This window comes from Streptosporangium brasiliense (assembly GCF_030811595.1).
GTDB lineage: Bacteria > Actinomycetota > Actinomycetes > Streptosporangiales > Streptosporangiaceae > Streptosporangium > Streptosporangium brasiliense.
Genome location: NZ_JAUSRB010000002.1, coordinates 6,852,039 through 6,864,575 on the forward strand (window position 1 = coordinate 6,852,039; position 12,537 = coordinate 6,864,575).

At 69.5% G+C, this 12,537-nt stretch carries 12 protein-coding genes and 1 pseudogene; 8 read left to right on the top strand and 5 right to left on the bottom strand.

Annotation, left to right across the window (positions count from 1 at the left end; genetic code table 11):
* The first annotated feature begins 510 nt into the window (after positions 1 to 510).
* Positions 511 to 2,529, top strand: a complete 2,019-nt coding sequence (locus tag J2S55_RS40020; protein ID WP_306872017.1) for a DUF4158 domain-containing protein — start codon at positions 511 to 513, stop codon at positions 2,527 to 2,529.
* A pseudogene (locus J2S55_RS40025) lies at positions 2,460 to 3,467 on the top strand (Tn3 family transposase); the annotation flags it as partial. The gene J2S55_RS40020 and the pseudogene J2S55_RS40025, both read left to right, overlap by 70 nt.
* Positions 3,468 to 3,545: 78 nt before the next feature.
* On the opposite strand, the gene J2S55_RS40030 reads toward J2S55_RS40025, so the two are convergent.
* On the bottom strand, positions 3,546 to 3,821 hold the full coding sequence (locus tag J2S55_RS40030; protein ID WP_306872020.1) for a hypothetical protein: 276 nt from the start codon (positions 3,819 to 3,821) through the stop codon (positions 3,546 to 3,548).
* A 190-nt stretch (positions 3,822 to 4,011) separates the two neighbouring features.
* On the opposite strand from J2S55_RS40030, the gene J2S55_RS40035 reads away from it, so the two are divergent.
* From J2S55_RS40035 to J2S55_RS40050, 4 genes are read left to right on the top strand one after another with little or no spacing between them, the layout of a single operon-like run.
* Positions 4,012 to 4,278, top strand: coding sequence for an SHOCT domain-containing protein (locus J2S55_RS40035; RefSeq protein WP_306872023.1), 267 nt, complete (start codon positions 4,012 to 4,014; stop codon positions 4,276 to 4,278).
* A 51-nt stretch (positions 4,279 to 4,329) separates the two neighbouring features.
* A complete protein-coding gene (locus J2S55_RS40040) occupies positions 4,330 to 4,569 on the top strand; it encodes a DUF2933 domain-containing protein (RefSeq protein ID WP_306872025.1) in 240 nt (79 codons plus the stop codon).
* A gap of 25 nt (positions 4,570 to 4,594) precedes the next feature.
* Positions 4,595 to 4,858, top strand: coding sequence for a hypothetical protein (locus tag J2S55_RS40045; protein ID WP_306872028.1), 264 nt, complete (start codon positions 4,595 to 4,597; stop codon positions 4,856 to 4,858).
* Positions 4,858 to 5,550, top strand: a complete 693-nt coding sequence (locus J2S55_RS40050) for a methyltransferase family protein (RefSeq protein WP_306872031.1) — start codon at positions 4,858 to 4,860, stop codon at positions 5,548 to 5,550. The genes J2S55_RS40045 and J2S55_RS40050 overlap by 1 nt, the downstream gene beginning before the upstream one ends.
* Before the next feature lie 52 nt (positions 5,551 to 5,602).
* Here the strand turns inward: J2S55_RS40050 and J2S55_RS40055 are convergent, their stop codons facing one another.
* The 3 genes from J2S55_RS40055 to J2S55_RS40065 form a co-directional block, all read right to left on the bottom strand.
* Positions 5,603 to 5,956, bottom strand: a complete 354-nt coding sequence (locus J2S55_RS40055) for a hypothetical protein (protein WP_306872034.1) — start codon at positions 5,954 to 5,956, stop codon at positions 5,603 to 5,605.
* Between the two features lie 24 nt (positions 5,957 to 5,980).
* Positions 5,981 to 6,493 carry a hypothetical protein gene (locus tag J2S55_RS40060; RefSeq protein WP_306872038.1) on the bottom strand — a complete coding sequence of 171 codons (513 nt, stop codon included), beginning with the start codon at positions 6,491 to 6,493 and terminating at the stop codon, positions 5,981 to 5,983.
* Positions 6,494 to 6,691: 198 nt separating this feature from the next.
* Positions 6,692 to 7,396: a hypothetical protein gene (locus J2S55_RS40065; protein ID WP_306872040.1), complete on the bottom strand. Its 705-nt coding sequence runs from the start codon at positions 7,394 to 7,396 to the stop codon at positions 6,692 to 6,694.
* Between the two features lie 359 nt (positions 7,397 to 7,755).
* Here J2S55_RS40065 and J2S55_RS40070 point away from each other — a divergent pair, with 359 nt between their 5' ends.
* Together J2S55_RS40070 and J2S55_RS40075 are read left to right on the top strand one after the other, a co-directional pair.
* On the top strand, positions 7,756 to 8,445 hold the full coding sequence (locus J2S55_RS40070) for a helix-turn-helix transcriptional regulator (protein WP_306872042.1): 690 nt from the start codon (positions 7,756 to 7,758) through the stop codon (positions 8,443 to 8,445).
* Positions 8,446 to 8,496: 51 nt separating this feature from the next.
* Positions 8,497 to 9,528 (top strand): flavin-containing monooxygenase, encoded by a 1,032-nt coding sequence (locus tag J2S55_RS40075; RefSeq protein ID WP_306872043.1) that lies wholly within the window; start codon positions 8,497 to 8,499, stop codon positions 9,526 to 9,528.
* Positions 9,529 to 9,994: 466 nt separating this feature from the next.
* On the opposite strand, the gene J2S55_RS40080 is transcribed toward J2S55_RS40075, so the two are convergent.
* A complete protein-coding gene (locus J2S55_RS40080; RefSeq protein ID WP_306872045.1) occupies positions 9,995 to 12,520 on the bottom strand; it encodes a heavy metal translocating P-type ATPase in 2,526 nt (841 codons plus the stop codon).
* Positions 12,521 to 12,537 lie beyond the last annotated feature (17 nt).

Sequence of the window (12,537 nt, forward strand, 5' to 3'; positions counted from 1 at the left end):
AGGTCGCCGCTTCGGCGGCCCGGCACTGGTGCGGGCAACCGGGTTGCGCGGTGGCCTGCCCCATCGCCACCTGCGAGATCTGTTTCCCCCCTTCACCGCAGATCACCTGGCCGTTTCGGTGAGCACGCGCGACTGCGCCTCGGCCGTCGTCTTCCGACGGTGCCCCCGAGGCTAACGTCGGCGTCCGGAGGGTTTTCCGAACGGGTGATCGGAAATCGGGTGGCGGGCCGGTAGGGTCGCCATGTGCGTGACCTGGTTGGGGTCCAGCCAAGGTGAGCCCAAAAGCCGCAATACATGATCGTTAAGCGGCTTTCGGGCTGGTCAGCGGCCTGCCGATGACCCGTCGGGGTCGCTGGGGCGGCGAGCGGTCCGGTGTGGCGAGCATTAGATACCGCTTCGTTCCCTGGTGCGCTTTTTGCCCTTTTGGCTCCGACTGGAGACGATGTCGCGCGTGCGCATAGATCATGTGGGCACGTTGGCGCGGGTATCGGGTGGAGTGGGACGTCAGGGATGACCTCGATTGAGCGGACCGCGTATCCGCGGTTCAAGCGGCTGATCGGCGCACGGGAGCTGCATCTGTTCTTCTCCCCGACCAGCCAGGAGGTGGCCTGGGCGGCTGAGGGCACCGACTCCTACGAGCACCAGCTCGCGCTGCTGGTGGCGCTGAAGTCGTATCAGCGGATGGGTTGCTTCCCCAGGCGGGAGGAGGTCCCGGACGTGGTGGTGGACTTCGTGCGGCGGGTGGTGGATCTGCCGGAGGGGACGCTGCCGGTGTACGCCTCGGAGCGCACGGCTCAGCAGCACCGCACCCAGGTGCGGCGGCGCACCGGTGTGGTCTACGACGGCGTGCGGGCCCGGGCGCTGGCTGAGAAGACGATCCGGGACGAGGCCGCGTCGAAGAACAACCCGGCGGACCTGATCAACGTCGCGTTGGAGAAGCTGGTCGAGGCGGGATATGAGCTTCCGGCGTTCTCCACGTTGGACGCCATGGCCTCGACCGTGCGCGGTGAGGTCAATGATGCGATCTATGCGGGTATCGGCGCCCGGATGAGCGAGGTGGAGCGGGCTAGTCTGCTGGGGCTGCTGGAGGTGGTGGATGTGGGGCCCGGCAATAAGACGTTGTTCAACCGGCTCAAGCAGTCCGCCAAGCGCGCCACCTGGTCGCATTTCCGTAGGCAGACGGCCCATCTGGAGTGGGTGGACGGCCTCGGTGACACCGGGGTGTGGCTGGAGGGGGTGGCCACGGGGAAGATCGCGGACTTCGCCGGGGAGGCGGCCGCGGCCGATGCCGGGGTGCTGAAGGATTACGCGCCGCCCAAGCGGGTGGCGGTGCTGGCGTGCTTGGTGCACAAGGCGCGGATGCGGGCCCGAGACGAGCTGGCCACGATGTTCTGTAAGCGCGTCGCCATCAAGGTCAAAAGGGCCAGAGATGAGCTGGAGGAGATCCGCAGGCATCAGCAGAGCCTGGTGGAGGCGTTGATCGGCAACTACGCCACCCTGCTGCGGCAGGTCGATGAGCAGGGGCCGGCCCATGCGGCCCAGCTCAGGGCGGCGCGGATGACGCGGGCGGCGCTTACGGCGTTGGAGGGTCTGGACGAGCACGCGGGCGCCGATGAGGTGCTGCGGCGATTCGACGGCCGTCTGTCGCCGGCGTTCCTCGCGCTGGCCCGGGGCCTGCGGGTGCAGGCGGGTGCTTTGGGCGCGGTGCAGGACGCGGTGGGCGGTTTCGGCGGGTTCACTCAGCAGTACGAGCAGATCGAGAAGGTCGCCGCGCACCACGGCGATAACTGGGAGGTGTTGTTGTATGCGCAGTTGCGCAAGGACCGCGCGGTGATGTTCGACCTCACCTCGGTGCTGGAGCTGACCGCGACCAGCACCGACCGCCGGGTGCTGGAGGCCCTGGAGCACGCCCGCCGGCACAAGACGGCCCGGGATTTCATCCCGGACGTCGATGAGGATGGCCGCCCGGTGGATGTCTCCTTTGCCACCCAGAACTGGCAGAAGGTCATCCGGGAGCGCGCCCGGCCCGGGATGTTCGTGCGGCGCCACTTCGAGGCGATGGTGTTCGCGGGCCTGGCCGATGAGCTGCGGACGGGCGATGTGGCGGTGGTCGGCTCGGAGGAGTACGCCGACTGGAGCGCCCAGCTGCTGTCGTGGGAGGTGGTGCAGGCCAAGCTGCCGGCCTACCTGGTGGATGTCGGCCTGCGCGAGGCAGGAGACGATCGCCCGTTCGACGCGGCGGCCTTCCGCGCGCAGCTGCACAACAAGCTCACCGCTGCCACCGCGGAGGCCGATGCGAGCTATCCCGACAACGAGGACCTGTTGATCGACCCCGAGACGGGTGTGCCGACCTTGAACCGGCGCAAAGCCGACGTCCAGCGGCCCTCGGCCAAGAAGCTGGAGCAAGAGATCAGGTCCCGGATGCCGGAGCGGTCCCTGCTGGGGATTTTGGCCCGGACCGCCTGTCGCGGGCGTGGGGGGATGGGACGACCGTGGCGGCCGACGGCACCCACATGGACACCTATCTGAACAACCTCCTCGCTGAGACCTCTGTGCGGTACGGCAAGCCCGGCGGCATCGCCTACCACCACATCGCCGACACCTACATCGCGCTGTTCACGCACTTCATCCCGTGCGGGGTGTGGGAGGCGGTCTACATCATCGAGGGGTTGTTGAAAAACGCCTCCGAGGTGCAGCCCACCACCATCCACGCCGACACTCAAGGCCAGAGCCTGCCCGTTTTCAGCCTGGCCCATCTGCTGGGCTTTGAGCTGATGCCCCGGATCCGCAACTGGAAGGACCTGAACTTCTACCGGCCCGGCAAGCAGAGCAGCTACGTCCACATCGACGCGCTGTTCGGCGAGCCGGGCGCCAACGTCATTGACTGGGACCTGATCGAAAACCACTTCGAGGATCTGATGCGGGTGGCGGTCTCGGTGCGCGAGGGCGCGATCTCCTCCACGCTGCTGCTGCGCCGGCTTCGCTCCGGCTCCAAGCGCAACGCCCACTACACCGCCTTCCGTGAGGTGGGCCGGGTGATCCGCACCGTGCAGTTGTTGCGCTACCTGTCGGATCCGGCGATGCGCCGCCGGGTCACTGCGGCCACCAACAAGGTCGAGGCCTACAACGGCTTTTCCGAATGGCTGCGCTTCGGCAACCGCGGGGTGATCGCCGACAACGACCCCGTCGAGCAGGAGAAGACGCTGAAGTTCAACGCCCTGCTCACCAACGCGGTGATTTTCCATAACACCCTGGACATCGCCGAGGTCGTGCGCCAGCTGCAGGCCGAGGGCTGGATCATCGAGCCCGAGGACCTGGCCCAGGTCTCCCCGTACCTGACGGAGTCGATCAACCGGTTCGGCCAGTACGCCACGCACGAGCTCGACGCGGAGCCCGAGGCGTATGAACCCCACCTGGACGTCGACTTCACCAAGCTCGGCGAAGCCGACACCGAACAGGCCGCATGACGCTGGCCGGCTGCTATCGGCAGGTCGCCGGCCCCTGGGGCCGGCGACCCGATGGCAGATGTGGCCTCGAAGGGTGTTTCACGCTGCGGGCGGTTTCACCGCACGCAGATGACGGGCGCCGGCAGGGACGTCCTCGATGTGGCTTTGCTCGATCAGTTTCCCCGCGAGATCGTCCAGGGTTCGGGCCGCGACCACGTTCACCAGACTGCGCCTGGCGGCTTCATCGCTGATGGGGTGTCGGCGGATGGCGACCCATTCGCCGTACCAGTCGGTGATGTCCCCCACCCGACCTGCCGGGGAGCCGAAGAGCCGGTCCGGCTCAGTGATCAGCACGGCTGCGGACAGCCCGCGCATGCCCGCGGCGAGCCGTCCATTCCTCAGGGGAAATCCTCACCCCCTGCAGGGGAGGCCGAACAGCCCCGCGGGCAGGGACTTTCGGCCCCTGCGTATACGGCTGGAACGGTGAGAGCGTGGCAGTGGCGAGAAAAGACCGGTACGGCGGGTGTTGTGCCCGCCGCGGCGGCGCCCCGGGAGGTGGGAAGCGATGATGCCCTGGTACGACCATGACCTCAGCGGGTGGGGCTGGGGGGCGATGTCCGTTGGCATGATCTTGTTCTGGGCTCTGGTCATCGCCGCCGTCGTCGCGCTCGTCCGTGCCCTGAACCGCCCTCAGGGCAGTATCCGCACCCCTGCCGGGCCCACGCCCGAGCGACTGCTCGCCGAGCGGTTCGCCCGCGGCGAGATCGACGAGGAGGATTACCGGCGCCGCCTGGCCGCGCTGCACACCTCCGGCCACCTCACCGGACGCTGATCTCGGGCCGCGCGCCGAGTCGGCCCCGTCCTCCCGAACAGGAGGCCTACCATGAACCTCACCAAGAACGCCTACGGCCTATACGCTCTCGTGTTCATCGTCGCCTGGGTCGGTGCTTTGCTGCTCGGCGTGCCCGCTCATATCCTCATATTGCTGGCCATCGCCTCCGCCTGCCCGCTGATGATGCTGCTCATGATGCATGGCGGCCATGGCGACGGCAGTCGAAATGCCGGCCAGGCGGACCCGCCGGACAAGCACGAGCCTCACCATCCCGGTCCGGCCGGGCCATAGGCGGCCAGGGCGACGGGAGCCCGTCATGGACGCCGTGGTGGCGGTGGTGGTGACGCTGATCGGCACGCTGATCGTGGCGGCCATCCTCTACGACCTGGTGCGCATGATCACAACTGACGAGGCCCGCTGTCCTCCGCTGGCCCGGCTGCGGGGGCGGCGCGCGGCCCTGGAGGCCGCCGAGCGGTGGTGTGTCGGCCTGCGGTTGCACGGCCAGATCGGCTCGTCCACCTACCAGCGGCGGATGAGCGCTCTGGCCCGCGGAGAGCGCACAATCTCCGGGAGGACGTGATGGCGGACGCCGCATACGGCCTGTGGCCGCTGGTGGTGCTCAACACCGCCCTATTTGTGGTGTTCGCCGCGAGTTTCTTCCACCCGCGCAGCAGGCGGGACTGGCGGGCCATGGGCACCTACACCGCGTTCCTGGTAGCGCTGTTCACCGAGATGTACGGCGCTCCGCTGACGGTCTATCTGCTGGGCAGCTGGCTCGGATCGCGCTTTCCGCTGCTGAGGGACACCCACGCCGGCGGGCACCTGTGGAACGACCTGATCGGCTGGACGGGCGATCCGCACCTGAGCCCGTTCCACCTGGCCAGTTATCTGGCGATCGGCGGCGGGTTCTGGCTGATCTCCGCGGCCTGGAAGGTGCTGCATGAGGCCGCTCAGCACGACCGGCTGGCGACCACCGGCCCGTACGCGCAGGTCCGGCACCCGCAGTACGACGGCTTCATACTGATCATGATCGGGTTCCTCCTGCAGTGGCCGACCATCCCCACGTTGATCATGTTTCCGATCCTGGTGTTCGTGTATGCGCGGCTGGCCCGTAGCGAGGAGCGTGAGGTCGCCGACCGGTACCGCGACCAGTGGGAACCCTATGCCGCCCGCACTCCCGCGTTCTGGCCTCGGTGGCACCGCGGGACACCGCCCACCGGGCAGCGGCAGGGCAGCGCTCGGATGGATGAGCACCGCCTGCCGGGTGCGTGAACCCGACCGGGCAGGCAGGCCTCGGCCGTATCGCCCGGACCGTCGGGGGTGGTCAGCCGAACAGTTGGAAGAAGGCCGGGAAGGTACCCAGCACGCCCAGGCCGATCAGGACCAGGGCGACGGCCAGGGCCCGGCGGGTCTCGTACACGCCGGTGCGCATGCGTAGGTGCAGCACCAGCCAGGCCACCAGCCACACCAGCACGGCGGCGGTCGTCTTGCCCGACAGCGGGCCGACCGCGTCGCTCCAGGTCAGCCACTTCTTGACGGCGGTGCTGGCCTCCGCGAGCGTGGTGAGCAGGCCCAGCGCGGCCGAGCCCGCCCCGGCGGCGAGGACCGCCGCCGCGATCGGGCCCTCCGGCTTGGGCGCGCCGGGGACCCGCCGCTCGGCGTCGGGCTTGGTCATCATCGTGTCCCTCCTGCCTCTTGTGCCTCATGCGACCGGCGCGGCCTTGGTGATGAGTGCGCCCAGCAGCCCGGCCACCGCGGCGAAGACGAAGGCCAAGACGAACAGCGTCATCGCGGTCCGGCGCGCCCGCTCGTGGTGGACGAGGTCCGCGTCGAGGGAGAAGACGATGAACACCACTGCCGTCGCGAGGATCGGGCTGATCCATGCGATGTGCTCCTTCCACTCCATCGCGAACTCGTGCCAGCCCGCGGTGCTCTCGGAGGCCAGCAGCCGCGACCTGGGGCTGCCGGGGGCCGGGTCCCGATACCACGGATAGACGATCCACGTGCCCGTGATGTCGGTCAGCCAGGTGACCGTCGCCATCGTGGCTGTACCGATCTTCAGGCGGCGTATCCGCGCCCGCAGGCCCTGGGCGGTCACCAGGTGCGGCCGCAGGCCGTACAACTCCGCCAGCCCACCGGCGAAGGCCAGCAGATACAGCCCGCCCAGCACCACGCCGTGGATCAGTGCCCACCATTCCTGCCCGGTCAGCCTCATGGCCCACCTCCCGTGGCTTTCGCGCACCGTAGAGGCGCGCGGGTGCGTCCGTGCCCGTTGACCCAGCGCCACGCGGGAGCGACATACCGCAGGCCGCCGGATCCGGTACTCCGGAAGCTCCGGCCAGGGCCGAGAGCACCTTCAGCCGGGCAGGTCCCGGATCCCGAATCCCGGCGGATCATCACCGGGAACGGGCGCTCAGCGGGCGAAGACCCCGCGCGCGGTGGTGACGCGCTCCACCTCCGGACGCAGCAGCATGACCACGGAGGCCGCGGCAAGCCACAGCGCGAACGCGATGCCCATGGCGTAGGCCAGGAACATCGCGGTCCCGGACAGAGCGGCGAAGAAACTGCTGACGCCCGCGACCAGGCCGATCACGGCGACGATCATGCCCAGCCAGCCCAGCCACGGTCCCGCCAGTTCCCGGCGTACCATGGCGGCTCCGGTGCTCACCGCGAACAGCGCCACCAGCAGGCCGACCGGTCCGAGGGAGAGCTGGTGCATGCCGTACAGGACGCGCACCGCCTCGGACTCGCCGAGCCCCACAGGCCGGGCGATCAACGTGGCCAGCGCGGTGAGCGGCACCATGCCCAGCGCGCACACCGTGGCCAGGCTCACCCCGGAGACCAGCACCACCGGCGAGAACGCCTCCGCGCCGCCCTCGGCCCGCTGCAGCACGTGCCGCAGGTGGGCGACGAACCACAAGAACGCCACCGCGGCCAGCGTGACCAGCAGGGAGGCCGTGAGCATCCCCACCCGGTGATCGCCGAGGTAGCCGATAATGGTGGCGGCGGACGCGTCCAGCCCGGGAGGGCTGGGAGCCGTCACGAAGGCCGCCAGCAGCAGCACCGCGGCCACCAATCCGCTGGCCGCTCCCAGACGCTCCCAGGATCGTTCGTTCATGGCCGCCTCCCGTTGTCGAGAGCCATTGGCGACACCGATCGCCGAGCCCGCTACGCCAGTGGCAGACCGGAGACCGGACGGAGCCCGGCGCGCAGGCAGCCCGTGGCTTCACCCCCCTGTCCCGCAACACCAAGCAAGTCGTTTGATTTCTACCCATTTGTGGCTATCTGCTACCTCGGTTATCTGGGGTGCCGAGGAACCGTCAGGCATGTAAGGCACGTGCAGGACTGGGAACTTGCCTGACAAGTATTCGGGGGTTGTAAGGCACGTCGGTCATGTGCGGAAACCTGGCCTCCCGACCTCTGAGACCGGCTCAGCCGGTGTCCGCGCTGGCTCGGCGTTCGGGCAGGATGGATCCCATGCAAGGGCGCGGCTGGGTGGCGATGGCTCCAGGGCGGCTGTACTACCGCGGCCAGATCGACCCCGGGAGCCTGCACGCCCACCACGCGGTGCAGTTGCTCGTCGGCGACGGCCTGGTCCTGCGTGGATCGGACGGCATCGAGCACGCCTGCTCCGCCGCCCTGATCCCCGCGAACGCACCACACGCCATCGTCGAGGGGACGCTGGAAGGTCTGGTCGTGCTGATGGAGCCGGCCTCGGTCGCCAGTCGAGACGGCAACGCCGCCACCTGGCGGATCGAGCTCGGCGAGCGGGTCCAGGCGGACGGGGTCGCAGCGGCGGAGGCTCTGGTCGCCGCGGTCACCGGTGCGCCGCCTCCCGATCCGCGACATCCGGCGCTGATCGCAGCGGCGGATGTCATCGAGGACCTGCTGCCCGGCGGGGTACGGCTGGGCGAGGTGGCGCGAGCCGTACACCTGTCGGAAAGCAGGTTGTCCTGGCTCTTCCGCGAGGAGCTCGGGGTGCCGTTCCGGCCGTATGTGCTGTGGGAGCGGCTGCGCCGCGCGATGGGTCTACTGTCGTCGGGCCGGTCGTTGACGCAGGCGGCGCATGAGGCGGGCTTCGCCGACGCGCCGCACATGACCCGGGTGTTTCGCCGGATGTTCGGCGCCTCGCCGTCAGAGCTGGCGCGGGATGTGCGCTGGGTATGACGGCGGGTTCGTTCAAGCCGCAGTGTCCGCCTCAGGGCCAGGCTTGGCGTTGTGACGAAGATTCTTATCATCGGTGCGGGGCAGGCTGGACTGGCTATGGGCTACGAGCTGCGGCGGGCGGGGCACGAGGTGCTGCTGCTGGATGGGCGGGCGCGGGTGGGTGACTCCTGGCGGGAGCGGTGGGACTCGCTGCGGTTGTTCACCTCCGCGCGGCACAGCTCGCTGCCAGGGCTGGCCTTCCCCGGTCCAGGCAGCCGCTACCCGGCCAGAGACGAAGTGGCCGACTACTTGGCTGCCTACGCCAAGCACTTCGAACTGCCGGTGGAGCATGACGCGCACGTCCGGTCGCTCCGCCGTACCTCTAACGGGTTTGTCGCGGTCACCGACCGAGGGACGCACCACGCGCCTGCGGTCGTGGTCACGACCGGACCGTTCCAGACTCCGTTCGTGCCGGAGACGCACCTGCAGATCCCGTCGCTGCACAGCTCGGACTATCGCTCGCCCGAATCGTTGCCCGACGGCCCGGCTCTCGTGGTGGGCGGCGGTAACTCCGGGGTCCAGATCGCCGCCGAGCTGGCGGCTAGCCGACCTGTCACGATCTCCCTGGGCGCACGTCAACCCGTGATGCCGCAGCGGATCCTGGGCTCCGATGTGTTCAGCTGGCTGAATGCCCTCGGGATTGTGCGTGCGCCGGTCACCGGGCGGCTCGGGCGGCGGGTCCAGGCGCGGGATCCGCTCATCGGGCTGGGACCACGCGTGCTGCGGCGGCGGGGAGTCCGGATCGTCGACCGGATCGTCGAGACGACCGGCCGGACCCTTCGCACCGCTCTGGGGGAGGAGGTGACGCCGTCCGTCGTGATCTGGGCAACCGGATATCGGCCGGACTACTCCTGGATACAGGTCCCCGGTGCGCTCACCGACTCCCGGCCCGTGCATGAGGGGGGCATCAGCCCGGTGAGCGGTCTGTACTACGTCGGTCTTCCCTTCCAGCGCAGCCGCGGGTCTGCGCTGCTTGGCTGGGTCGGCGGGGACGCCGCTCCGCTGGCGCATCACTGTCACACCTTCCTGACGGGACGCGAATGAAGGCTCCACCCGACCACCCGGCCCAGGTCGACGGACAGCGTCATCGACTAGTTCCCCGTGTGAGACGGTTCCCTCACTCCTGTCTACCTGCGGGAATGTCACAGATGGCGGTTGGTGGGGCCATCCTTACCGACAGGCCAACCCGTCAGGAGCTCGGCCGCCGCCAACGATCGTCACGGCCCTAGTGTCGGACCTCTCGGGATTGTCCTGGAAGTGGAAGGTGTTTCGGTCGAACACCTTGTGGACTCCTGTCCTAATGCGATGCCATGCGCTGCGCGTGACCTCCCGAGCGGCCAGGTACTTGCCTAACATGCCTTACTGAGCATCAACCCGCTGACCAGTCGAAACGCTCAGCAACCCAAGATAACGCCGGTGGCATGGCGCCGACCGGGCACCCGTGCCGGGGCGTAATACCCGGACTGTGCCGATCGACGCTCGACCGCCGGGGATCGGTGTGAAACCGGCATCAGGCGTGGGCGCTCTCGTTGTCCGACTTCTCGATGGGGGAGGACAGGCGCAGCCTTTCGAGGGTCAGGGCGTTGACGGCGACGATGACGCTGGAGCCGGACATGGACAGGGCGGCGATCTCGGGGCGCAGCACCAGGCCGAACGCGGGGGCGAACACGCCCGCGGCGATGGGCAGGGCGATGGTGTTGTAGCCGATCGCCCAGCCGAGGTTCTGGCGCATCTTGCGCAGGGTGCCGCGGCCGATGCGCAGTGCGGTGGGCACGTCGAGGGGGTCGGAGCGCATGAGCACGACGTCGGCGGTCTCGATGGCCACGTCCGTGCCGGCGCCGATGGCGATGCCCAGGTCGGCCTGGGCGAGGGCGGGGGCGTCGTTGACGCCGTCGCCGACCATGGCGACCCTGCGGCCCCCGGCCTGCAGTTCGGCGATCTTGGTCGCTTTGTCTCCGGGAAGCACCTCGGCGATGACCGTGTCGATCCCCAGCCGCTGTGCGATCCGCCGCGCGGTGGCGGTGTTGTCGCCGGTGAGCATGACCACTTCGACGCCGAGGTCGTGCAGGGCGGCCACCGCCGCCGCCGAGGTCTGCCGGGGTGCGTCGGCGATGCCGATCACCCCGGCCGCGACGCCGTCGACCGCGACCATGACGGCCGTGCGGCCGCCGGCGGCCACCTCGTCCCGGCGCGCATCGAGCGTGCCGACGTCCACGCCTTCGCGCTCCAGCAGGCGCCGGTTGCCCACCGCCACCCGGCGCCCGGCCACGTCGGCGACGGCACCGTGGCCGGGCACGTTCTCGAACCGCCCGGCGCGCAACGGTTCCAGGCCGCGGGCGTCGGCATGGCCGACGATCGCCTCGGCCAGCGGATGCTCCGACTCCCGCTCCACCGCGGCCGCCAGTCGCAGCAGCTCATCAGCGGCGATCCCTTCGGCGATGACGTCGGTGACCTCCGGCTCGCCCCTGGTCAGGGTGCCGGTCTTGTCCATCACCACGACCTGGATGCGAGCGGAGGTCTCCAGCGCGATCGCGTTCTTGAACAGCACACCCCGCTTGGCGCCGAGCCCGGTACCGACCATGATCGCAGTAGGGGTCGCGAGGCCGAGCGCGTCCGGGCAGGTGATGACCACGACGGTGATGGCGAACAGGATCGCCACCCCGAACGGCGCGTCGGCGAGCAGGAGCCAGCCGGCGAAGGTGAGCGCGCCGCCGATCAGCGCGACGAAGACCAGCCAGAAGGCCGCCCGGTCGGCCAGCCGCTGCCCGGGGGCTTTGGAGTTCTGGGCTTGCTGCACCAGCTTGACGATCTGCGCCAGAGCGGTGTCGGCACCCACCTTGGTGGCCCGCACCCGTAGCGTGCCGTTGCGGTTGATCGTGGCGCCGATGACGGCGGATGCCGGTTGCTTGTGCACCGGCAGACTTTCGCCGGTGACCATGGACTCGTCCACCTCGCTGTCGCCGTCCTCGACGACCCCGTCGACCGGGATCTTCGCCCCGGGGCGGACCAGCAGCAGGTCGCCGGCGACGACCTCGGCGGTGGGCACCTCGACCGGCCGGCCGTCGCGCACGACGACCGCCTTGGGCGGGGCCAGATCCAGCAGGGTGCGGATGGCGTCGTTGGCGCCGCCGCGGGCCCGCATCTCGAACCAGTGGCCCAGCAGCACGAAGGCGGCCAGCACGGTGGCGGCCTCGTAGAAGACCTCGCCGCCGCCGGTGAGGGTCACGATCACCGAGTACAGCCAGCCCGCGCCGACCGCCACCGCGACCAGCACCATCATGTCCAGCGTGCGGGCCCGCAGCGCGCGCACCGCCCCGGTGAAGAAGATCCAGCACGAGTAGAGGATCACCGGCAGGCTGAGCAGCAGCGCCCACACGTCCCGGCGCAGCCCGAACGGCACCGGCAGGTTCAAACCGAGCACCTCGGTACCGATCGGCGACCAGGCCACGATCGGGATCGAGAACAGCAGCGCCACCAGGAACCGGTTGCGCATGTCGGCCACCATCGCGGCCATCGACATCCCGCCGTGACCCATCATCTCGTGCGGGGAGGGCAACGTCTCGACCTCGCCGGGGCCCGGGTGCTCGGCATGGTCCATCGCCGCGGGCCCGACGTGAGCGTCGTGGGCGGCATGCCCGACGGGCATGTCCCTGCCAGACCGGCGACGTTGCGGCAGTACGGCCGTGCCGGCCTGTCCCCGTTCCTGGACAGCCCCGTGGTGTTCATCGTGGCCGGTCGCCGACGGGTCCGGCTCGTCCATCGGATCGCAGATGTGTGAGGGCACCGACTGGCCGGCGCAGTGATAGCCGCATTCGATCACCCACGCGCGCAGTTCGGCCAGCGAGGTCCTGGCCGGGTCGAACACCACGGTCGCGGTCTGGGCCACCGGGTTGACCTCGACCTCCAGCACTCCAGGGCGGCGGCCGAGCCGGGCCGTGACGACGTTCTGCTCCGAGGCCCACTGCAGGCCGCTGACGTCGAGGACCGCAGTGCTGCGCTCCTTGCCGCCGCTCCGGACGTCCGCGTGCTCTGTCAAGGCTCTCCCCCCCTCGG